This is a genomic window from Streptomyces sp. NPDC029044, assembly GCF_040637495.1.
GTDB lineage: Bacteria > Actinomycetota > Actinomycetes > Streptomycetales > Streptomycetaceae > Streptomyces.
Map to the genome: position 1 here is coordinate 24,573 of NZ_JBEZWN010000007.1, position 22,558 is coordinate 47,130.

Below are 22,558 nucleotides of genomic sequence, written 5' to 3' on the forward strand. Positions count from 1 at the left end.
CCCCTGTTCCGCCCCCTGCGGAACCGAGAGCGGATCTTATCGGTCGGCCAGCGCCCGCTCGCCCGCTTTTCGCATGGCGTCCAGGGGCGCCGGGGCCAGCCCCGTCATCTGCTCGACCTGGAGCACGGCCTGGTGCACCAGCAGGTCGAGACCGCTGACGACGGCACCGCCGTACGCCGACCAGCGGGCGGCGAGGTCGGTCGGCCAGGGGTCGTACAGGACGTCGAAGAGCGCCGCCGGGCGCTCCGGCACGGACCGGGCGAGGGCGTCGGTGACACCGGCCGGCGTGGTGCTGATCACCAGCGGGGCACGCAGGGCCTGCTCGGCGTCCGCCCAGTCGGCGACGCGGACGGCGACGTCGAGCCGCTCCGCCCACTGCCGCATCTCGGCGGCCCGGGCCTCGCTGCGCACGTAGACGGCGATCTCACCCGGGCAGATCCGGGACAGCGCGGCCAGCGCGGAGGAGGCGGTGGCGCCGGCGCCGAGGACGGCGGCGGAGTCGACCGCGTCGATGCCGTGCTCGCGCAGGGCGGCGACCATGCCGGGGATGTCGGTGTTGTCCCCGACCCTGCGCCCGTCCTCGGTGCACACCACGGTGTTGACGGCTTCGACCGAGGCGGCCGTCTCGCTGATCCCGTCGAGCAGCGGGATCACGGCCCGCTTCAGCGGCATGGTCAGCGAGAGCCCGGCCCACTCGGCACCGAGCGTCTCGAAGAACGCGGGCAGCCCGGACTCATCGACCTCGAACCTGTCGTACGTCCACCCTTCCAGGCCCAACTCCCGGTAGGCGGTGCGGTGCAGCACCGGGGAGAGGGAATGGGCGATGGGGCTGCCGAGCACTCCGGCGCGGCGGGCGTCAGTTGCCCGAGCTGGCATCGAACTTTTCCTTCAGCTTCAGGAACTGCGCATGGGTCTTGGCGAACTCGGTCTTGCTCACGCCGTCGGTCGCCACGAAGTAGATCCAGCCGTCCTTCGTGGGGTTCAGGGCCGCCTGCAACGCGACGTCGCCCGGATTGCCGATCGGACCGGGCGGCAGGCCCTTGTTGGTGTACGTGTTGTACGGGTCCTTGTTGCTGTTGATCTCGGACTCGCTGATGTGAATGTTGCTCTCGTTCTTCAGGTAGTTGAAGGACGAGTCGAACTGGAGCAGCTGGTTGGTCTCCGTGTTGGTGGGCTTGAGGCGGTTGTAGACCACCTCGGCCATCTTGCGGAAATCGTCGTGCGTCTTGCCTTCGGCCTGGACGAGACTCGCGACGGTGATCAGCTGCCACGGGTTCTCGAGTCCGAGGCTCTTGGCCTTCGTCTCGACGCCGGCCTTCTTGTACGTCGCGGCGGCCCGGGCCACCATCTGCTTCAGCACGGCTTCGGGCTTCTGCCCCTTGCTGACGCCGTAACTGGACGGGTAGAGGAAGCCTTCGAGCGGATCCTTGACATCCGGATGGTTCAGCGCCCAGGCGGGCAGGCCCAGCTTCTTGTAGTCCTTCTCGGCGACCTTGGCGGTGGTGCCACCCTTGACGCCCAGCCGCTTGTCGATGAGCCGGTAGATGTCGGCGTTGCGCTTGCCTTCCGCGATGATCAGGTTGTCGCGGCTCTTCGGACTGAGCATCAGTTCGACCGCACTCTCGGCCGACATTTGCTTTTGCAGCGTGTACACGCCGTCCTGGATGCTCTTGCCCTCGGGGTTGCTCTGCTGGGCCGCGACGAAGGCGTCGACGCTCTTGACGACCCCCGCGCTCTTCAGCACCTGACCGATCTTGTACCCGAGTGCACCCTCGGGGATCTCGACCGTCACCTGCTGCCCGTTGCCCCCGCCCGCGAAGTCCGGGGCGTCGCCGAAACGATCCTGGTAGAACTGGTAGCCGAAGTAGCTGACGCCGGCCAGGCCGCCGCCGAGGATCACGACGACCAGCAGGCATGCCATGCCGTTGCGGCGCTTCTTCGGTTTGCCGCCGCCGCGCCCGCGCTTGTCCTCGCGCCCTCGGCGCTCCCCCGGCTCGTCGCCGTCGTCATCGTCGTCGCCGCCCGCGAAGAAGGCGTGTTCACCCTGGTCGGGGCCGGGGTCCCAGTCGGTCGCCGGTTCCTGGGCGGGCTCCTGAGCGGGCTCGGCCCCGCGCCGGCCGGGCGGCTCCGGGGGTGGGTACGCGTCAGGCGTGCCGTAGTAGTCCTGCCGGCCCCCGCCGTACGAACCGGCCTGCTGGCCGTACGGATCTCCCGGGTCACCGGGGTACGAGGCCTGCTGGTGGGGGTCGTTGGCCCAGCCGCCGGTGTCGTACTGCTGCTGGTGGTAGCCCTGAGCCTGCTGGTGTCCGTGGTCCTGCCCGGGGTACTGCTGGTGCCCGTGGGCCTGTGCCACGTACTGCTGGTCGTACGGGTACTGCTGCTGCGCCTGACCGTATCCGGCCTGGTCACCGGTGCCCCAGTCGCCGTACTGCGACTGCTGCGGCTGCTCTGGATAGTGCTGCGGCTGGCCGCCGTAGGGGGACTGCTGACCCTGATGGGCCTGCTGTCCGCCCCATCCGCCGTCCCCGTACAACGGGTCCTCCGGATGCCACGGTTCGGAGCCTTGGCCCCGGCCATACTCAGTCATCGATCCCCTAGAGCCGCGAGGCGGCGGTCGCGCGGCTTCCGGCTCGGCTCCCGTCCCGCCTCTTGCTGTGCGGCGGCTGTTCGAATGCCGTCGCATCGCGCGGAACGTTACCGTATCGCGATCAGATGACCACTTCGACGCCTTCGCCGGGTGCTTTACCTGACACCCGTTCGGATTCGAGGGCCTGTTGCAGGATGACGACAGCCGCCGCCTGGTCGATGACGGACCGGCCCTTCTTGGATTTCACGCCCGAGGCGCGCAGTCCCTGACTGGCCGTCACCGTCGTCATGCGTTCGTCGACGAGTCTCACCGGAATCGGGGAGATCATGCGGGCCAGTTCCTGGGCGAAGCCCCGGACCTTGACCGCGGCCGGGCCCTCGCCCCCCTTGAGGGAGCGCGGGAGGCCGACCACGACCTCAAGGGGCTCGTACTCCTCGACGAGTTGCTTCAACCGTCGCTGAGCTGCGGGGATGTCACGCCCCGGGACCGTCTCCACCGGGGTGGCGAGGATCCCGTCGGGGTCGCACGAGGCGACCCCGATGCGGGCGTCCCCGACGTCGATCGCGAGTCGACGTCCTCTGCGCATGCTGTCCGACCTGTCTCTTACTTGGCGGTCTCGGTGACCAGACGCTCCACGGCGTCCACGGCGTCACCGATGGCGGCCGGGTTCTGTCCGCCACCCTGGGCGACGTCCGGCTTGCCGCCACCGCCGCCGCCGAGGGTCTTGGCAGCCGTGCGGACCAGGTCGCCGGCCTTCAGGCCGCGCTCGCGGGCGGCCTCGTTGGTGGCGATGACCGTCAGCGGCTTGCCGTTCGCCACCGTGAACAGGGCGACGACGGCGGCCCGTCCGCCCTGGATGCGTCCGCGCACGTCAAGGACGAGCTTGCGCAGGTCGTCGGCGGTCGTGCCGTCCGGCACCTGACCGGTCACGACGGCAACGCCACGGATGTCCTTGGCGGACTCGGCGAGACCGGCGGCGGCCTGGAGGACCTTCTCGGCGCGGAACTTCTCGATCTCCTTCTCGGCGTCCTTCAGCTTGCCGAGCATGGCGGAGACCTTCTCCGGGAGCTCCTCCGGGCGGCCCTTGATCAGCTCCTGGAGCTGGGCGACGACCGTGTGCTCGCGGGCGAGGAAGTTGTAGGCGTCCACGCCGACCAGGGCCTCGATGCGGCGCACACCGGAACCGATGGAGGACTCGCCGAGCAGCTTGACCAGACCGAGCTGGGCGGTGTTGTGCACGTGGGTGCCGCCGCACAGCTCCTTGGAGAAGTCGCCGATGGTCACCACGCGCACGCGCTCGCCGTACTTCTCACCGAACTCGGCGATGGCGCCCTGCTTCTTGGCCTCGTCGATGCCCATGACGTCGGCACGGACATCGAGGTCGCGGGCGAGCACCTCGTTGATCTTCTGCTCGACATCGGTCATCACGGCCGTCGGGACGGCGGACGGGGAGCCGAAGTCGAAGCGGAAGCGGCCCGGCTGGTTCTCGGAACCGGCCTGGGCGGCCGTCGGGCCGAGGGCGTCGCGCAGGGCCTGGTGCGTCAGGTGGGTGGCCGAGTGGGCGCGGGCGATGGCCTTGCGGCGGCGGTCGTCGATCGAGGCATGGGCCTTGGCGCCGACGGTGACCTCGCCGACCTGGACGACGCCCTTGTGGACGTACACGCCCGGGACCGGCTTCTGGCAGTCGCGGATCTCGATGACGGCGCCGGAGTCGACCTTGATCTTGCCGGTGTCGCCGATCTGACCGCCGCCCTCGGCGTAGAACGGGGTGCGGTCGAGGACGATCTCGACCTCGTCGCCCTCGGTGGCGGCCGGCGAGGAGGCGCCGTCGACGAGGATGCCGACGATCGTGGACTCGCTCTCGGTGTCGGTGTAGCCGATGAAGTCGGTGGCGCCGGCCTGGTCGGCGATCTCGCGGTAGGCACCGGTGCCGGCGTGCCCGGTCTTCTTGGCCTGGGCGTCGGCCTTGGCGCGCTCCCGCTGCTCCTTCATCAGGCGGCGGAAGCCGTCCTCGTCCACGGAGAGGCCCTGCTCGGCGGCCATCTCCAGGGTGAGGTCGATCGGGAAGCCCCAGGTGTCGTGGAGCAGGAAGGCCTTGTCGCCGGGCAGGACGGTGCCGCCGGAGGCCTTGGTGTCGGTGACGGCCGTGTCGAGGATGTTGGTGCCGGCCTTCAGCGTCTTGAGGAAGGCGTTCTCCTCGGCGAGGGCGACCTTCTCGATGCGCTCGCGGTCGGTGATGAGCTCGGGGTACTGCTGGCCCATCATCTCGATCACGGTGTCGATCAGGTCCTTCACGACCGGACCGGTGGCGCCGAGCAGGCGCATGTTGCGGATGGCGCGGCGCATGATGCGGCGCAGCACATAGCCGCGGCCCTCGTTGCCGGGGGTGACGCCGTCGCCGATGAGCATCACCGAGGTGCGCATGTGGTCGGTGACCACGCGCAGGGAGACGTCCGAGGCGTGGGCGTCGCCGTAGCGGACGCCGGTCAGCTCGGTGGCCTTGTCGATGACGGCCATCGAGGTGTCGATCTCGTACATGTTCTGCACGCCCTGCAAAATCATGGCGAGACGCTCGAGCCCGAGGCCGGTGTCGATGTTCTGACTGGGCAGGTCTCCGAGGATCGGGTAGTCCTTGCCCGGACCCTCGCCCCGCTCGTACTGCATGAAGACGAGGTTCCAGATCTCCACGTACCGCTCGTCGTTGACGGCGGGGCCGCCCCCGACGCCGAACTCGGGGCCGCGGTCGTAGTTGATCTCGGAGCAGGGGCCGCAGGGGCCGGGGACGCCCATGTCCCAGTAGTTGTCCTTCTTGCCCAGGCGCTGGATGCGCTCCTGCGGCACGCCGACGACCTGGTGCCAGATGCGCTCGGCCTCGTCGTCGTCCTGGTAGACGGTGATCCACAGGCGCTCGGGGTCGAGGCCGTAACCGCCCTTGTCCTGGGACGAGGTGAGCAGCTCCCAGGCGAGCTTGATGGCGCCTTCCTTGAAGTAGTCGCCGAAGGAGAAGTTGCCGCACATCTGGAAGAACGTGCCGTGCCGGGTGGTCTTGCCGACCTCTTCGATGTCCGGCGTGCGCACGCACTTCTGCACGCTGGTGGCGCGGTCGAAGGGCGGCTTGACCTCACCCAGGAAGTAGGGCTTGAAGGGCACCATGCCGGCCGGGACGAGGAGCAGAGTCGGGTCGTCCGCGATGAGCGACGCCGAAGGGACGACGGTGTGACCGCGCTCCTCGAAGAAGCTCAACCAGCGGCGGCGAATCTCAGCCGACTCCATCAGTGGTCCTCATTCCGGTTGTACGGGTACGTCTGGTAGGCCGAACCCTCGACATACTTGGGGTTGTTGCGGTTCTCGATGGCGGTGAACCGCCGGGGGCCGGGGAGTTCGGGATTCTCGTTGATCCCGAGGGCGTCGCCCAGCTCGGCCTCCCGCACGGCCATGTTGTCCCGGACGTCGAGCGCGAAGCCGACGGCGCGGTCCTTGATGCGGTGGCCGGCCTCGATCGCCTTGTTCCCGGCGGTTCTGGCAAGGCTCTCGGGGGTCAGCTGCTTCAGCTTGCGATTGACCTTGGTGGTGGCCCACACACCGGCGGCGACGCCCGTGGTGAACCAGAAGGTGCGGCGGAACATCGCTGGCTCTCAGTCCCTCTTGTCTCGGGCGCTGCGCCGGGTGACCGTACGGCCCACGATCACGGTACGCCTGGACGCCTTGGCGGGCACGTCCTCCTTGCGGCCGCCGAGGGCCCGGCGCACGCCGTAGCCGAAGGCCGCGACCTTGACCAGAGGGCCGCCGAAGGTGGAGGCGACGGTCGTCGACAGCGCCGAGGCGTTCGACGTGACCTCCTGGACGTCGGAGGCGATCGAGTCGACCCGGTCGATCTGTGTCTGCGCGGATCGCACCGCCGCGGAGGCGTCGGCCAGCAGCGGGACGGCCTGGTCGGTCACGTCCGCCACGAGCTTGGTGGTCGCCTTGAGCGTCTGGGCCACCCTCGCCAGCGCGACGGCGAGGAAGGAGACCAGGATCGCCCAGAAGACGGCCACCAGGATCCCGGCCACCTCTCCACCGGACACTGTGTGCACCCGCTCCCTGAAACGTGCCTGAACATCAAAAAGTCGTGCGACGAGCCTATCGCGCCGGAGGTTGCGCTCCGTACCGGTTTCCCGCGCGGGAGCAGGGGAATCGCGAAAGCCCGCCGCCTCGCCCACCCGGACAGGTGGGGAGACGGCGGGCTGGGGTACCGCGTGCCTGCCGAGGATCAGCGGGCGTAGTACTCGACGACGAGCTGCTCGTCGCAGATCACCGGGATCTCCTTGCGGTTCGGCTCGCGGTCCAGGCGGAACGCCAGGGCCTTGAGGTTCACCTGGAGGTAGCGCGGGGTCTCACCGTCGGGGGCGAAGCCACCCTCACGAGCGATCGTGAAGAGGGTCTTCTCCTTGGAGCGCTCGCGAACCTGCACGACGTCGTCCGGACGGACACGGAAGGAGGGCTTGTCGACCTTCTTGCCGTTGACCGCGATGTGGCCGTGGACGACCATCTGGCGGGCCTGGTAGATCGTGCGGGCGATGCCCGAACGCAGAACCAGGGCGTCGAGACGGCGCTCCAGCTCGATGATCAGGGCCTCACCGGTCTTGCCCTGGACCTTGGAGGCACGGTCGTAGGCGCGGACGAGCTGACGCTCGGACACGTCGTACTGCGCGCGCAGACGCTGCTTCTCGAGCAGACGGACCTTGTAGTCCGAGTTCTGCTTGCGGCCGCGGCCGTGCTCACCCGGCGGGTAGGGGCGGGCCTCGAAGTACTTGACGGCCTTCGGGGTCAGCGCGATGCCGAGGGCACGCGACTTCTTGACCTTGGGGCGGGACTGGTTCGCCACTGTCTTCTTCTCTTTCCTGGTTTCCGGCTTGTCAGGGTTGAGGGAGGTCGCATCCGCAGCCGGGGAAACCCTCCTGGGTCCTGGTGGACCCCGGTGGGCAGCCGCTCCCCTGGTCTGGGCACATACGTGCAGCACGCGAGTGGCCCACCGACCGGTTCCGTCGTGCGACGGTGGTGGTGGGCTGCCCGCGACACCGTTCGACGGTGCGCGACGCTCCTGGAGCCGGTCCCGGAGGATCGGGCTCCGGCCGACTGTCCCGTTCTGACTGCACGGGACGCGGCACTCCGGACGAGTTTACAGGGTGCTCAGGACCGCTTTCGACCGAGGTTCTTCCGGGTCCACTCCACCGCGTCCGCGTAGCGGGCCTCCGCCCCGTGCCGGGTCGGCTCGTAGTACTCGCGGTCTTTGAGTTCGTCGGGGGCGTACTGCTGGGCCGCGATGCCCTCGGGCAGGTCGTGCGGATAGACGTAGCCCTGGCCGTGACCGAGCTTGGTGGCGCCCTTGTAGTGGCTGTCGCGCAGGTGGGCGGGGACGGGACCGGCCAGTCCCTCGCGTACGTCCGCCAGGGCGGCGCCGATCGCCGTGGTCGCGGCGTTGGACTTGGGCGCCAGGGCGAGGGCGATCGTGGCGTGGCTGAGGGTGAGAGCGGCCTCGGGGAAGCCGATCATGGCGACGGCCTGGGCGGCGGCGACGGCCGTCTGCAGGGCGGTCGGGTCGGCCAGGCCGACGTCCTCGCTGGCGGAGATCATCAGGCGCCGGGCGATGAAGCGGGGGTCCTCACCGGCCTCGATCATCCGGGCCAGGTAGTGCAGGGCCGCGTCGACGTCGGAGCCGCGGATGGACTTGATCAGGGCGCTGGCCACGTCGTAGTGCTGGTCGCCGTCGCGGTCGTACTTCACGGCGGCCCGGTCGACGGTCTCCTCCAGGGTGGTCAGGCCGATCTCCGCCTCGCCCTTGTCGAGGGCGGCTCCGGCGGCCGCCTCCAGGGCGGTCAGGGCACGCCGGGCGTCGCCGCCGGCGATGCGCAGGAGGTGGCTCTCGGTCTCCTCGGGGAGGGTGACGGCGTCCTTGAGGCCGCGCTCGTCGGTGAGGGCGCGCCGGATGAGGGCCCTGATGTCGTCGTCCGTGAGCGGTTCGAGGGTGAGCAGCAGGGAGCGGGACAGCAGGGGCGAGATCACCGAGAAGTACGGGTTCTCCGTCGTCGCCGCGATGAGCGTCACCCAGCGGTTCTCGACGGCCGGGAGCAGGGAGTCCTGCTGGGCCTTGCTGAAGCGGTGGATCTCGTCGAGGAAGAGGACGGTCTCCTTGCCGTACCCGCCGGAGGCGCGGCGGGCGCCGTCGATGACCGCGCGGACCTCCTTGACGCCGGCGGTGATCGCCGACAGCTCCACGAAGCGGGCGTCGGTCGCCTTGGAGACGACGTAGGCGAGGGTGGTCTTGCCGGTGCCCGGCGGGCCCCACAGCAGCACCGAGGAGGGACCGGCCGGGCCGGAGGCCTCCCCGACCAGTCTGCGCAGGGGTGAGCCCGGCTTCAGCAGATGCTGCTGGCCCACGACCTCGTCGAGGGTGCGCGGGCGCATCCGCACCGCCAGCGGACTGCTGGACGGCTCCTTCTCCTGGCGTTCTTCGGCTGCGGCGGTGAACAGGTCGGGCTCCACGTCAGAAACCCTAAATCACGGCACCGACAATCCGGCCGGGCCCGGCAGCCGGGGGCTCAGCTGAGCCAGAAGTCCCACCAGCGGGTCAGGATCAGCATGCCGATGATGCCGATGTGCAGCACGGGCATGACCCACGTGAACTCGCCGAAGAAGCTCTTGAGCCAGCTCGGGGCGGGCAGGAAGCCCTTGCGGATGTTGAACGACGTCACGTACCAGAACATCAGGATCGTGGCGACCCAGGCCAGGCTGCACCACAGGCAGAGCGCGTTGATCCGGTACAGGGACTGGAACATCAGCCAGGCGCAGAAGCTCACGCCGAAGAGGCAGCCGGCGTTGAAGGTGAGCCAGTACCAGCGCGGGAAGCGGGCGCGAGCAAGCAGGCTCATGCCGACGCCGATGACGATCCCGTAGCAGACGATGCCGAGCATCGGGTTCGGGAAGCCGAAGACCGCGGCCTGCTTGCTCTCCATGACGCTGCCGCAGGAGACCACGGGGTTGAGGCTGCACCCGGGCGTGAACGTCGTGCCCGCGACCTTGGCCTCGAGGATCTTGAACTTGTCGATCGTGATGACCCACGAGGCGAGCAGGCCGGCCGCGCCGGTGATCACCAGCAGCAGGGCCAGGGCCCGGCTGCCGCCCTCCGCGCGGGGCGCGCTCTCGGGGCGCTCCGGCTCGGACTCGGTGGAGACGTCCCTGACTGTCGTCTTGCTCATCACGCCGATTCCGTCACTTGAGACCTGAACATCTTCGGGCAGGGCCATTGTGCCGCACAGGGGCCCGTGTCCACCGTTCAGTGGACATAAGGATGGCCGCCCGGTCGTCCCTGAGGGGTGCTTTTCGGCCGACGCCTGTCGCACGACAGCACAGGGGTACGAAAGCAGGGCTGACCGGCGTGAACGGCGACGGCCTCGACCGCCGCAGCCGCATGGGCTGTGAAGGCCGAGGCCGTTGCCGTGCCGGCGGGTGATTCAGCCCAGGCGTGCTTCCAGCTCCGCCACGATCTCGTTCACGCCGACCGCCGTCTGCTCGCCCGACTCCATGTCCTTGAGCTGGACGACGCCCTCGGCGAGGTCGCGTTCGCCGGCGACGACCGTGTAGCGGGCGCCGCTGCGGTTGGCGTTCTTCATCGCGCCCTTGAGGCCCTTGCCGCCATAGGAGAAGTCGGCCGCGATGCCGTTCTTGCGCAGCTCGGTGACCTTGGCGAACAGGACGCGGCGGGCCTCCTCGCCGAGCGGGACGGCGAACACGCTGGTGGTGGCGGGCAGTTCGAGCTCGACGCCCTCCGCTTCAAGGGCGAGGACCGTGCGGTCGACGCCGAGGGCCCAGCCGACGGACGGCAGCGCGGGGCCGCCGATCATCTCGGACAGGCCGTCGTAGCGGCCGCCGCCGCCCACCGCGGACTGCGAGCCGAGGCCGTCGTGGACGAACTCGAAGGTGGTGCGGGTGTAGTAGTCGAGGCCGCGGACCAGCTTCGGGTCGTCCTCGAAGGTGACGCCCGCCGCCGTGATCAGCTCGCGGACCTCCTCGTGGTACGCCTTGCACGCGTCGCACAGGTAGTCGCGCAGCAGCGGTGCGTCCCCGAGCTGCTTCTGGACCGACTCGCGCTTGTCGTCCAGGACGCGCAGCGGGTTGATCTCGGCGCGGCGCAGGGTGTCCTCGTCCAGGTCGAGGCCGCGCAGGAACTCCTGGAGCGCCGACCGGTAGACGGGGCGGCACTCCTGGTCGCCGAGGCTGTTGAGGAGGATCCGGAAGTTGCTCAGGCCCAGCGAGCGGTACGCCTGGTCGGCCAGGATGATCAGCTCGGCGTCGAGCGCCGGGTCCTCCGCGCCGATCGCCTCGGCACCGACCTGGGAGAAGTGGCGGTAACGGCCCTTCTGGGGGCGCTCGTAGCGGTAGTACGAACCGGAGTACCAGAGCTTGACCGGGAGGTTGCCGGCCTTGTGCAGGTTGGCCTCCAGCGCGGCGCGCAGGACGGAGGCCGTGCCCTCGGGACGCAGGGCGAGCCTGTCGCCGCCCTTGGTCTCGAAGGCGTACATCTCCTTGGTCACGATGTCGGTGGACTCACCGACCCCGCGTGCGAAGAGTTCGACGTTCTCGAAGCCGGGCGTCTCGATGTAGCCGTAGCCGGAGTTGCGCAGCGGAGCGGCGATCGCCTCGCGGACGGCGAGGTACTTGGCGCTGTCCGGCGGGATCAGGTCGTACGTGCCCTTGGGGGCCTTGAAGGTGCTCACGGAAGGTCTCGTCACATTCCTCGTCGGGGAGCCTGAGCGGGTCCCTGGCCGGCGGCCACCTGTCGCAGATACGGATTGGTGGAGCGCTCCTGGCCGATGGTCGTCTGGGGGCCGTGGCCGGACAGCACCACGGTCGAGTCGTCGAGCGGCAGGCACACGCGGCCCAGCGAGTCGAGCATGTCGGCCATGTCGCCGCCGGGCAGGTCGGTGCGTCCGATGGAGCCGGCGAACAGCAGGTCGCCCGAGAAGAGGATCGGCGGGATGTCCGCCGCCTCGGGCATGCCGAAGGTCACCGACCCCTTGGTATGGCCGGGTGCGTGCGCGACGGACAGCTCCAGGCCCGCCAGCTCCAGCTTCGCCCCGTCGGCGAGCTCCTTGACGTCATCGGGCTCCCCCACGGTCAGCTCGCCCATCAGCGGCATCCCGATGGAACGGCCGAGCGCCTTCTCGGGGTCGCTCATCATGTACCGGTCGTCGGGGTGGATCCAGGCCGGCACGTCGTGCGCGCCGCACACCGGGACGACCGAGGCCACGTGGTCGATGTGACCGTGGGTGAGGACGACGGCGACGGGCTTGAGCCGATGCTTCCTGACCGCTTCCGCGACGCCGTCGGCGGCCTGATGGCCGGGGTCGATGATCACGCACTCCTCACCGGCGGCGGGGGCGACGAGGTAGCAGTTCGTCCCCCAGGCCCCGGCGGGGAACCCGGCAATGAGCACGATCGTCCTTCGTTGTGTCGATACGGGCGGCTACGGCTGCTCACAGAGCCTACCGGCGCTGCCGATTCCTCAGCGAACCCATATACGGTACGGGGCACACGCAGGCGGTCGGCACACAGGACGCACGCGTACCGGTCGACGTTCGAGACCCATGAGGAGAGAACCCGGTGGTCAGCCAGGAACAGCGGCGGCGTCAGCTCGCCCGGGAGAAGTTCTTGCGGCAGCAGCAGCGACGCACGGACGCGCGACGCAAGGCCCGTATCCGCAACTCCGTGATCGCCTCGGCTCTCGGCGTGATCGTGGTGCTCTCGGTGACGGTCTTCCTGACCAAGCCGTTCGAGGACGACGGCAAGACGGAGAACGCGAACGCGGACGTCACCCCGAGTGCCACCCCGAGCAAAGCCCCGGACCCGTGCGAGAAGCCGGCTCCGGGCAAGGTCAAGTCGGAGACCTGGAAGAAGGAACCGGCCATGACCATCGACGAGTCGGCGAAGTACACGATGAAGCTGGACACGACCTGCGGCGAGATAGACGTCGCGCTGAAGGCGTCGGCGGCGCCGCACACCGTGAACTCGTTCAACTTCCTTCTCGGCAAGGGCTACCTGGACCACAGCAAGTGCCACCGGCTCACGGCCCAGAACATCTACGTCCTGCAGTGCGGTGACCCGCAGGGCACCGGCATGGGCGGGCCGGGCTACACCATCCCGGACGAGAACCTCAAGGACAAGAGCCTCAAGGGCGGGATCTACCCGGCGGGCACGGTCGCGATGGCGAACCAGTACAACGCCCAGACGAAGCAGGGCCGCGACAGCGGCGGCAGCCAGTTCTTCCTCGTCTACCAGGACAGTCAGCTGCCGCCCGACTACACACCGTTCGGTACGGTGTCCGAGGCGGGCATGAAGGTCCTGAAGAAGATCGCCGACGCCGGAGCGCAGGCCCCCGACCCGCAGACGGGTAACACGGCGCCCAACGCGACGGTCGTGATCAACAAGGCCACGATCACGAAATCCTGACCCCTCAACTGCGAAATTTCGGTCGCGCGGGATGCGGACAGGCCCCCCGCCGGTCGCCTATGTTGGCCGTGACGAAACTGTGGACGATGCCCGGGGGAGCTTCAGGCCCCTCGCAGGCATCATGTGGAGGAGGCGCTGTGAGCAGCGACCCGTGGGGCCGCGTCGACGAGACGGGGACCGTGTACGTGCGTACGGCCGATGGCGAGCAGGTCGTCGGTTCCTGGCAGGCAGGCTCCCCCGAGGAGGCGCTGGCCTATTTCGAGCGCAAGTACGAGGGCCTGGTTGTCGAGATCGGCCTCCTCGAGAAGCGAGTGAAGACCACCGACCTGTCGGCGAAGGACGCCCAGGCCGCCATCGACCACATCCGGGAGCAGGTCGACGCCCACCACGTGGTGGGCGACCTGGACGCCCTGCGGGTCCGGCTGGACAAGCTCGTGGAGCTGGTGGAGGCGCGCCGCGAGGAGCGCAAGGCGCAGCGGGCGAAGCAGTCCGACGAGGCGCGCAGGTCGAAGGAGGCTCTGGTCGCCGAGGCGGAGGAGCTGTCGCAGTCCGACCAATGGCGGGCGGCCGGTGAGCGGCTGCGGGCCCTGGTGGACACGTGGAAGGGTCTGCCGCGTCTGGACCGCAAGTCCGACGACGAGCTGTGGCACCGGTTCTCGCACGCGCGGTCGGCGTTCTCCAAGCGGCGCAAGCAGCACTTCGCGCAGCTGGACGCGCAGCGCGAGGAGGCCCGCAAGACCAAGGAGCGGCTGGTCTCCGAGGCCGAGGCGCTGTCGAACTCGACGGACTGGGGCGTGACGGCGGCGCGCTACCGCGAGCTGATGTCCGAGTGGAAGGCCGCGGGCCGCGCCCAGCGCGAGCACGAGGACGACCTGTGGAACCGCTTCCGCGGCGCCCAGGACGTGTTCTTCGCGGCCCGCAGCTCGGTCTTCGCCGAGCGTGACGCCGAGCAGTCGGAGAACCTCAAGCTCAAGGAGGAGCTGGCCGAGGAGGCCGAGAAGCTCCTGCCGGTCACGGACCTCAAGGCGGCCCGGGCCGCCTTCCGGAACGTGAACGAGCGCTGGGAGGCCATCGGCCACGTACCGCGCGACGCCCGGCCGAAGGTCGAGGGCCGGATGCACGCGGTCGAGCGGGCCATCCAGGAGGCCGAGGAGGCCGAGTGGCGCCGCACGAACCCGGAGGCACGCGCGCGTGCCGAGGGTCTGACCGGCCAGCTCCAGGCCGCCGTGGACAAGCTGCGGGGCCAGATCGAGCAGGCCCGCGCGCAGGGCAACAACGCCAAGGCCGACAAGCTCCAGCGTGAGCTCGACGGCCGGCAGGCGCTGCTGGACCAGGCGCTGAAGGGCCTCCAGGAGTTCGGCGGCTGAGCAGTCGACCGGAAGGGGCTCCCGTACACCGTGTACGGGAGCCCCTTTCGTGTGGTCGTGCGCGACTCCCGGGTGGTGGGTGCGGCTTTCGCGTCCGGGACGGCCGGCTACGACCTGCTGCGCGCCGACGTCACCCGGTACACGTCGTAGACGCCTTCCACGCCCCGGACCGCCTTGAGCACGTGCCCGAGGTGCTTCGGGTCGCCCATCTCGAAGGTGAAGCGGGAGGTGGCGACGCGGTCGCGGGAGGTCTGGACGGCCGCGGAGAGGATGTTGACGTGCTGGTCGGACAGCACGCGGGTGACGTCCGAGAGGAGCCGGGAGCGGTCCAGGGCCTCGACCTGGATGGCGACCAGGAAGACCGAGGACTGCGTGGGCGCCCACTCGACGTCGAGGATGCGCTCCGGCTCACGGGACAGCGAGTCCACGTTCACGCAGTCGCTGCGGTGAACCGATACGCCGCTGCCGCGGGTGACGAAGCCGATGATGGGGTCGCCCGGCACGGGCGTGCAGCAGCGGGCCAGCTTGACCCACACGTCCTCGACGCCCTTGACGACGACGCCCGGGTCCGCGCTGGTACGGCGCTTGCGGCTGCGTCCGCGGGCCGGCGGGACCGACTCGTCGATCTCCTCGGTGGCGGCCTCCTCCCCACCGAGGGCCTGGACCAGCTTCTGCACGATGTTCTGTGCGGAGACATGGCCCTCGCCGATCGCCGCGTACAGCGCGGAGATGTCGGCGTAGCGCATCTCGTGGGCGAGGGTCACCAGGGAGTCGCCGGTCAGGATGCGCTGGATCGGCAGGTTCTGCTTGCGCATCGCGCGGACGATGGCGTCCTTGCCCTGTTCGATCGCCTCGTCGCGGCGTTCCTTGGAGAACCAGGCGCGGATCTTGTTGCGGGCGCGCGGTGACTTGACGAAGCCGAGCCAGTCGCGGGAGGGGCCGGCGCCGGGTGCCTTGGAGGTGAAGACCTCCACCAGGTCGCCGTTGTCGAGGGTGGACTCCAGCGGCACCAGCCGGCCGTTGACACGGGCGCCTATCGTGCGGTGCCCGACCTCGGTGTGCACCGCGTAGGCGAAGTCCACCGGGGTGGCACCGGCCGGGAGCGCTATGACGTCGCCCTTGGGGGTGAAGACGAAGACCTCGTTGCGGGACAGGTCGAAGCGCAGGGACTCCAGGAACTCGCCCGGGTCCTCCGTCTCCTTCTGCCAGTCCAGCAGCTGACGCAGCCAGGCCATGTCGTTGAGGTGGTCGTCCTTGCCCTTGCCGGACGACTTGGGGGCGTCGCTGCGCACCTTGGAGGCACCCGCGACGGCCTCCTGCTTGTACTTCCAGTGCGCGGCGATGCCGTACTCGGCGCGGCGGTGCATGTCGAAGGTGCGGATCTGGAGCTCGACCGGCTTGCCACCCGGGCCGATGACCGTCGTGTGCAGCGACTGGTACATGTTGAACTTGGGCATCGCGATGTAGTCCTTGAACCGGCCGGGGACCGGGTTCCATCGCGCGTGCACCGTGCCGAGGGCCGCGTAGCAGTCGCGGACGGTGTCCACGAGGACGCGGATGCCCACCAGGTCGTAGATCTCCGCGAAGTCCCGGCCGCGGACGATCATCTTCTGGTAGACGCTGTAGTAGTGCTTCGGGCGGCCGGTGACGGTCGCCTTGATGCGGGCCGCGCGCAGGTCCTGCTGGACCTCGTCGGTGACGATGGCCAGGTACTCGTCCCGCTTCGGTGCCCGCTCGGCCACGAGCCGTACGATCTCGTCGTACATCTTGGGGTAGAGGATCGCGAAGGCGAGGTCCTCCAGCTCCCACTTGATGGTGTTCATGCCCAGGCGGTGGGCGAGCGGCGCGTAGATCTCCAGGGTCTCGCGCGCCTTCTTCTCCTGCTTCTCGCGCTTGAGGTAGCGCATGGTGCGCATGTTGTGCAGGCGGTCGGCGAGCTTGATGACCAGGACGCGCGGGTCCTTGGCCATGGCGACGACCATCTTGCGCACCGTCTCGGCCTGCGCGGCTTCGCCGAACTTGACCTTGTCCAGTTTGGTGACGCCGTCGACGAGCAGGGTGACGACGTCGCCGAAGTCGCGGCGCAGGTCGTCCAGGCCGTACTCGGTGTCCTCGACCGTGTCGTGCAGCAGGCCGGCCATCAGCGTGGCCGGATCCATGCCCAGCTCGGCGAGGATGGTGGTGACGGCGAGGGGGTGCGTGATGTACGGGTCGCCGCTCTTGCGCTTCTGGCCGCGGTGCCAGCGCTCGGCGACCTGGTAGGCGCGCTCGATCTGGCGGAGCGTGGCCGTCTCGATCTTCGGGTCGTTGCTGCGCACTATCCGCAGCAACGGCTCCAGCACCGGGTTGTACGGGTTCGCGCGCTGCACACCGAGCCGGGCCAGCCGGGCGCGGACGCGGTTGGAGGAGCCGGAGCGGGCCGGCTGTCCGGGTGCCTGACGTACCGCGGGCGGCGGGGTGGGCTTGGGCCGCGACTGCTCCGCCGGTTTGTCGACCGGCGCCGCCTGGGCGTGCTCGACCGGCCCGCGGGTGTCGTTCTTCGCGTGGGGCGCGTTCGGCGCGGGCTTGGCCGCGGCTGCCGAGGCGGACTCGGGCTTGGCGGCGGTCAGGTGCTGGGCCTCGTCTGGCAAGAGGGCTCCTCGTGCGCGATCCGGTTCCCCCGGTCAGGCTCCGGACCCCCATGGTAGCGATCCCGGGCCCCGGGATCGCCTTCAGGCCAATGTGAGGACCGTCTACCCGGGAAACGCACGAGGCGGGCACCGGATCGTCCGGTGCCCGCCTGTGCGCTGTCCTGCCGGTGTCCACCGGCCCGCCGCGCGGTCGCTAGACCGTGAGCAGGGCCTCCAGCGGAGCACCGTTCAGGGCCGGCTCCAGGCGGGCGCGACCGCTCAGGAAGCCGAGCTCCATGAGGACGGCGAGGCCGGCGACCTCGGCGCCGGCCCGGCGGATGAGCTGGACCGAGGCCTCGGCGGTGCCTCCGGTGGCGAGGACGTCGTCGACGATCAGGACGCGGTCCCCGTCGCTGAGGTCCTCGGCGTGCACCTCGATCTCCGCCGAGCCGTACTCCAGGTCGTAGGCCTGGGCGAGGGTGGCTCCGGGGAGCTTGCCCGCCTTGCGCACGGGGATGAAGCCGAGACCGGCGCGGACGGCGACCGGGGCGCCGAGGATGAAGCCGCGGGCCTCCAGCCCGACGACCTTCGTGGCGCCTGTGCGCTGGGCGATCTCGGCGAGGGCGTCGGTCAGCGCGGTGAACGCCGCCGGGTCCGCCAGGAGCGGGGTGATGTCCTTGAACATCACCCCCGGCTCCGGGTAGTCGGCCACGTCACGGATGCGGCGGAGCAGCAGCTCCCTGATCTCGGTCATCGGCGCTTCCCCGAGGGGCGGCCGCGGCCGCGGGTGCGGGAGGCGGGCTGGTTGCGGGGCCCGACCACCGCGGGTGCGGCGTCCTCGGGCTCGTCGGCGTACGTCTCCTCGTCGTGGGCCTCGGGGCCTCCCTGGGCGGCGGACTGGGCCCGCTTGGCCAGGACGCGCTTCTTCAGGGCCTTCATCGCCGGCTCGCGCTCCTTGAGGTCGGCGACGAGCGGCGTGGCGATGAAGATCGAGGAGTACGCACCGGCGGCCAGACCGACGAACAGCGACAGCGAGATGTCGTTCAGCATGCCGGCACCGAGGACGCCGCCACCGATGAACAGCAGGCCCGCGACCGGCAGCAGCGCGACGACCGTGGTGTTGATGGAGCGGACCAGCGTGCTGTTGATCGAGCGGTTGGCGACGTCGCTGTAGGTCCAGCGGGTCTGTTTGGTGAGGTCCTTCGTCTGTTCCTTGAGGCTGTCGAACACCACGACCGTGTCGTAGAGCGAGTAGCCGAGGATGGTCAGCAGACCGATCACCGTGCCCGGGGTGACCTCGAAGCCGACGAGGGCGTAGATGCCGACGGTGATGGTGATGTCGTGGATCAGCGCGACGAACGCCGCGACGGCCATACGCCACTCGAAGGCGATCGCCAGGTAGATCACCACGAGGACCATGAAGATCCCGAGACCCTGCCAGGCCTTGTTCGCGATCTGCTCGCCCCAGCTGGGGCCGACCAGCTCGGCGTTGATCTGCTCCGAGTCGATCTTGAGGTCGTCGGCGAGCGTGCTCTTGATCTGGTTCGCGGCACCGGTGTCGATGCCGGCGACCTGGATGCGCATGCTGCCGTCGCCGAGCTGCTGGACGATCGCGTCGTGGCCGGAGGCCTCTTCCGCGTACTGCTCCGCCTGGGACACCGAGACGCTGGTGTTCTTCGGGGTGTTGAAGACCGCGCCGCCCTGGAACTCGATGCCCATGTTCAGGCCGCGGACCGCCAGACCGGCGATGGCCACGATGGTGATCAGGATGGAGAGGCCGTACCAGATCTTGCGGTTCTTGACGAAGTCGTAGCCGATCTCGCCGCGGTGCAGCCGGGCGCCGAGGTTGCCGAGTTTCGACATCTCACGCCTCCTTCGTCTCGACGGGGGCGGAGGGACGGCGGGTGCGGCGCAGCGGCGGCTGGGCACCCAGGCTCTTCGGGTCGAGGCCGGACCACTTGTGGCCGTTCGCGAAGAACGGGCGGCGGGCCATGAGCGTCAGCAGCGGCTTGGTGAAGAGGAACACCACGACCACGTCGAGCAGGGTGGTCAGGCCGAGCGTGAACGCGAAGCCCTGGACCTTGCCGACGGTGACGATGAAGAGCACCGCTGCGGCCAGGAACGACACGAAGTCGGAGACCAGGATGGTGCGACGGGCGCGCGGCCAGGCCCGCTCGACGGCGGGGCGCAGCGAGCGGCCCTCGCGGATCTCGTCACGGACGCGTTCGAAGTACACGATGAACGAGTCCGCCGTGATGCCGATGGCGACGATGGCGCCGCACACGGCCGGCAGGTTCAGCGCGAAGCCGATGGCCGGGCCGAGCAAGGACATGAGCGTGTAGGTGAGGGCGGCCGAGACCAGCAGCGAGAGGATCGCGATGAACGACAGGCCGCGGTAGTACACCAGCAGGTAGATGACGACCAGCGCGAGACCGATCGCGCCGGCGATCAGACCGGCCTGGAGCTGGTCACCGCCCAGCGCGGCGGTCACGGTCGTCATGCTGTCCACCTTGAACGTCAGCGGCAGCGCACCGTAGCTCAGCATGTTGGACAGGTCCTGGGCGGACTGCTGGTTGAAGTTGCCGGAGATCTCGGCGTTGCCGCCGGTCAGGGCCTCCTTGACAGACGGATCGGAGACCACGTCGCCGTCCAGGACGATCGCGAACTGGTTCTGCGGCGGCTGGTTCTGGGCCAGCTTGCCGGTGATGTCGCCGAACTTCTTGGCGCCCCCGTCGGTGAAGTCCATCTGGACCGTCCAGCCCGCGCCCCTCTGGGTGTCCAGAGTGGCCTGGGCCTTGTCGACGTCCGTGCCGTCGACCTCGGCGGGGCCGAGGATGTACTTCTGCCACTGGCCCTGCGAGTTCTTGCCGCAAGCAAGGGTCGGGTCGGAGGCCTTGGCGTCGTCACCCACGGTGGAACGGGTCTTCTCGTCGGTGCAGTCGAGCTTGGCGTACTTCGCCTGGAGCGCGTTCGCGTCGTCCTGGGCGGTGCCGCCGCTCCCCGACGGGGAGGGGCTGGACCCGGGCTTGTCCGAGGCGCTCGCCGACGGCGTGGCGTCGGCCTTCAGCGCGTCGGTGACCGCGCGGCCCTGGGTGGTGGGCGTGGCGGACGGCGAGGCGGAGTTCTTGTCGGTGGCCTCGGGCTTGTCGGACGCCTTGCCGGAGGGCTGGTCCGAGGGCTTGCCGGTGGGGCTCGGAGAGGGGCTGGCCGTGCCCTTGCCGCCGGCGATCTCGGTGGCGAGGACCGGACGGAAGTAGAGCTTGGCGGTGGTGCCGACCTGCTTGCGGGCCTGCTCCGAGTTGGTGCCCTTGGGAATGTTGACGATGATGTTTTCCCGGCCCTGCGTCTGGACCTCGGACTCGGAGACGCCCAGACCATTGACACGGCGCTCCATGATGGAGACGGCGGTGTCCATGTTGGTCTTGTTGATCGCCGCCTCGTTGCCGGCCTCGGGGACCGCGCGGAGCGTGATGCTCGTACCGCCGGCAAGGTCGATGCCGAGACGGGGCTTCGTGTGCCCCGAGGCGAACATCCCACCGGTGAGCGCCGCGATGGCGATCAGGATCAGGGCCAGCGAGCGCCCCGGCTTGCTCTGGGCGCTCGCGTTCCTGCCCTTTTTAGGTGTGGCCACCTTCTCGTACTCCCTCTCGGGCCACCTCGCTCCGGATCGGCGGACGGGCGGCCATGACATGGTGTCGGGACTCCGTGCGAGCTGGGCGTGTCCCGGGGCGCGCGGGCAGGACCCGCGCACCCCGGGACACGACTACTTCGCCTCGGAGTCGCCGTCGGTCTTCTTCGGCTCTGCGTCCGGCTTGGCCTCGGCCGCCTCGTCGGCCGGCTCCTCGGCTGCGTCCTTCTTGCCGAGGTCGACGGCCTTGTCGTCAGCGGGGGCGGCGGAGTCGTCGGTCCCGGTGAGGGAGGAGGCGTCGTCCGGGACGATGTCGGCGTCGGACTTCAGGTCGTGCTCGACGCCGTGGACGATGCGGTTGTACTCGTCGTCGGTGAGGACGGCGCCGACGGCGTTCTTGGCGAAGAGGAGTTCGACGCCGGGACCGGCGTCGACGAGGACGGTGTCCTCGTTGACCTCCTTGACCGTGGCGTACATGCCCCCGATGGTGCGGATGCCGCTGCCGGGCTGCATTTGGTTCCGCATGTCCACGGCCTGCTGCTGCTTCTTCTTTGCCGACCGGGTCATCAGGAACATGGCCCCGATGAGCACGATGAACGGGAGGAGGGTCAGGAGACTCACGGGTCGGTACTTCCTTCACACGACCGCGCTGTGAGCGGCCAGATGGTTGGGGGTGTGTACGCCGCCGTCAAAGGCGGCATCGGCGGAGTCTAAGCGAGTCCGCGCGCATGGAACAACGCTCAGCATGGCACCGGGGTTCCTGCTCCGGCCACTGACCTCGCCGCCCCGGAGCCGTGACGGCGTCGTCACGCCCCGAACAGGTCCTGTTGTCCGTTTCCGGCGGTCTGGGACCGTGGCGGGGTGAGGCCGAGATGCGCCCATGCGGCGGGCGTGGCGACCCGTCCGCGGGGGGTGCGGGCCAGCAGTCCCTCCCGTACGAGGAAGGGTTCGGCGACCTCCTCCACGGTCTCACGTTCCTCCCCGACCGCGACAGCGAGCGTGGACAGGCCGACCGGACCGCCGCCGAACAGCTTGAGGAGGGCTTCCAGCACACCCCGGTCGAGGCGGTCGAGGCCGCGCGCGTCCACCTCGTACACGGCGAGGGCCGCCGCTGCGATGTCCCTGGTGATCAGGCCGTCGGCCTTGACCTGCGCGTAGTCGCGGACGCGGCGCAGCAGGCGGTTGGCGATGCGGGGCGTGCCGCGGGAGCGTCCGGCGATCTCGGCGGCGCCCTCCGGCTCGATCTCGACTTCGAGGAGGTCGGCCGAGCGGTGGATGACCCCCTCTAGTTCGGCCGGCTCGTAGAACTCCATGTGAGCGGTGAAGCCGAAGCGGTCGCGCAGCGGGGGCGGCAGCAGGCCGGCGCGGGTGGTGGCGCCGACCAGCGTGAAGGGGGGCAGCTCCAGGGGGATGGCCGTGGCGCCGGGGCCCTTGCCGACGATGACGTCGACGCGGAAGTCCTCCATCGCCATGTACAGCATCTCCTCGGCGGGCCGGGACATGCGGTGGATCTCGTCGAGGAAGAGGACCTCGCCCTCCTGGAGGGAGGAGAGGATCGCGGCGAGGTCGCCGGCGTGCTGGATGGCGGGGCCCGAGGTGATGCGGATGGGGGCGCCCATCTCGGCCGCGATGATCATCGACAGGGTGGTCTTGCCGAGGCCGGGGGCGCCGGAGAGCAGTACGTGGTCGGCCGTCGCGCCACGCGCGCGTGCGGCGCGCAGGACGAGGTCGAGCTGCTCGCGGACCTTCTCCTGGCCGATGAACTCGTCCAGGTCCTTGGGGCGCAGGGCGGCCTCGACGGCCTGGTCCTCACGGTCGGCGACGGAGCCCACCAGCCGCTCGGCGGCATCGGCGTCGGTCGTGTCGTCCCAGTTCATGT

19 protein-coding genes are annotated in these 22,558 nt (G+C 69.6%); 2 read left to right on the top strand and 17 right to left on the bottom strand.

The window, feature by feature from the left end; all coding sequences use genetic code 11:
- Positions 1–36: 36 nt before the first annotated feature.
- The 11 genes from AB0E85_RS08820 to AB0E85_RS08870 all read right to left on the bottom strand — a co-directional run bounded on the left by AB0E85_RS08820 (position 37) and on the right by AB0E85_RS08870 (position 12,062).
- On the bottom strand, positions 37–876 hold the full coding sequence (locus tag AB0E85_RS08820) for a shikimate dehydrogenase (RefSeq protein WP_361924111.1): 840 nt from the start codon (positions 874–876) through the stop codon (positions 37–39).
- On the bottom strand, positions 857–2,587 hold the full coding sequence (gene mltG, locus AB0E85_RS08825; RefSeq protein WP_361924113.1) for an endolytic transglycosylase MltG: 1,731 nt from the start codon (positions 2,585–2,587) through the stop codon (positions 857–859). Before mltG ends, AB0E85_RS08820 begins: the two co-directional genes overlap by 20 nt.
- Before the next feature lie 121 nt (positions 2,588–2,708).
- Positions 2,709–3,173, bottom strand: a complete 465-nt coding sequence (gene ruvX / locus AB0E85_RS08830; RefSeq protein WP_107458321.1) for a Holliday junction resolvase RuvX — start codon at positions 3,171–3,173, stop codon at positions 2,709–2,711.
- 17 nt (positions 3,174–3,190) lie between these two features.
- Entirely contained in the window at positions 3,191–5,860 is a 2,670-nt protein-coding gene (alaS, locus tag AB0E85_RS08835; protein ID WP_361924116.1) for an alanine--tRNA ligase, read from the bottom strand.
- A complete protein-coding gene (locus AB0E85_RS08840; protein WP_361924118.1) occupies positions 5,860–6,213 on the bottom strand; it encodes a hypothetical protein in 354 nt (117 codons plus the stop codon). Before AB0E85_RS08840 ends, alaS begins: the two co-directional genes overlap by 1 nt.
- 9 nt (positions 6,214–6,222) lie before the next feature.
- Complete coding sequence (locus AB0E85_RS08845) at positions 6,223–6,663, bottom strand: DUF948 domain-containing protein (RefSeq protein WP_161364051.1); 441 nt, start codon at positions 6,661–6,663, stop codon at positions 6,223–6,225.
- 176 nt (positions 6,664–6,839) lie between these two features.
- The gene (gene rpsD / locus AB0E85_RS08850; protein ID WP_053668303.1) at positions 6,840–7,454 is read right to left on the bottom strand and encodes a 30S ribosomal protein S4; all 615 of its coding nucleotides are present in this window, start codon (positions 7,452–7,454) and stop codon (positions 6,840–6,842) included.
- A gap of 305 nt (positions 7,455–7,759) precedes the next feature.
- Complete coding sequence (locus AB0E85_RS08855) at positions 7,760–9,112, bottom strand: replication-associated recombination protein A (protein ID WP_361924121.1); 1,353 nt, start codon at positions 9,110–9,112, stop codon at positions 7,760–7,762.
- A 56-nt stretch (positions 9,113–9,168) separates the two neighbouring features.
- Positions 9,169–9,825, bottom strand: a complete 657-nt coding sequence (locus AB0E85_RS08860; RefSeq protein ID WP_361924123.1) for a vitamin K epoxide reductase family protein — start codon at positions 9,823–9,825, stop codon at positions 9,169–9,171.
- A gap of 255 nt (positions 9,826–10,080) precedes the next feature.
- Entirely contained in the window at positions 10,081–11,343 is a 1,263-nt protein-coding gene (hisS, locus tag AB0E85_RS08865) for a histidine--tRNA ligase (protein WP_361306679.1), read from the bottom strand.
- A gap of 11 nt (positions 11,344–11,354) precedes the next feature.
- Positions 11,355–12,062 (bottom strand): MBL fold metallo-hydrolase, encoded by a 708-nt coding sequence (locus AB0E85_RS08870; protein ID WP_361924125.1) that lies wholly within the window; start codon positions 12,060–12,062, stop codon positions 11,355–11,357.
- A 167-nt stretch (positions 12,063–12,229) separates the two neighbouring features.
- Here AB0E85_RS08870 and AB0E85_RS08875 point away from each other — a divergent pair, with 167 nt between their 5' ends.
- Positions 12,230–13,075: a peptidylprolyl isomerase gene (locus tag AB0E85_RS08875; RefSeq protein WP_361924127.1), complete on the top strand. Its 846-nt coding sequence runs from the start codon at positions 12,230–12,232 to the stop codon at positions 13,073–13,075.
- 137 nt (positions 13,076–13,212) lie between these two features.
- Complete coding sequence (locus tag AB0E85_RS08880; RefSeq protein ID WP_361924129.1) at positions 13,213–14,442, top strand: DUF349 domain-containing protein; 1,230 nt, start codon at positions 13,213–13,215, stop codon at positions 14,440–14,442.
- 107 nt (positions 14,443–14,549) lie between these two features.
- Here AB0E85_RS08880 and relA read toward each other — a convergent pair whose 3' ends face one another.
- From relA to ruvB, 6 genes are all read right to left on the bottom strand, one after another.
- Positions 14,550–17,072: a GTP pyrophosphokinase gene (gene relA, locus AB0E85_RS08885; protein ID WP_361924131.1), complete on the bottom strand. Its 2,523-nt coding sequence runs from the start codon at positions 17,070–17,072 to the stop codon at positions 14,550–14,552.
- A 193-nt stretch (positions 17,073–17,265) separates the two neighbouring features.
- Complete coding sequence (locus AB0E85_RS08890; RefSeq protein ID WP_361924133.1) at positions 17,266–17,805, bottom strand: adenine phosphoribosyltransferase; 540 nt, start codon at positions 17,803–17,805, stop codon at positions 17,266–17,268.
- Positions 17,802–18,914: a protein translocase subunit SecF gene (gene secF, locus AB0E85_RS08895; protein ID WP_361924134.1), complete on the bottom strand. Its 1,113-nt coding sequence runs from the start codon at positions 18,912–18,914 to the stop codon at positions 17,802–17,804. Before secF ends, AB0E85_RS08890 begins: the two co-directional genes overlap by 4 nt.
- 1 nt (position 18,915) lies before the next feature.
- Positions 18,916–20,682: a protein translocase subunit SecD gene (gene secD / locus AB0E85_RS08900; RefSeq protein ID WP_361924136.1), complete on the bottom strand. Its 1,767-nt coding sequence runs from the start codon at positions 20,680–20,682 to the stop codon at positions 18,916–18,918.
- A gap of 132 nt (positions 20,683–20,814) precedes the next feature.
- Positions 20,815–21,300, bottom strand: coding sequence for a preprotein translocase subunit YajC (gene yajC, locus AB0E85_RS08905; protein ID WP_361924138.1), 486 nt, complete (start codon positions 21,298–21,300; stop codon positions 20,815–20,817).
- A 185-nt stretch (positions 21,301–21,485) separates the two neighbouring features.
- On the bottom strand, positions 21,486–22,556 hold the full coding sequence (gene ruvB, locus AB0E85_RS08910) for a Holliday junction branch migration DNA helicase RuvB (protein ID WP_361924140.1): 1,071 nt from the start codon (positions 22,554–22,556) through the stop codon (positions 21,486–21,488).
- Positions 22,557–22,558 lie beyond the last annotated feature (2 nt).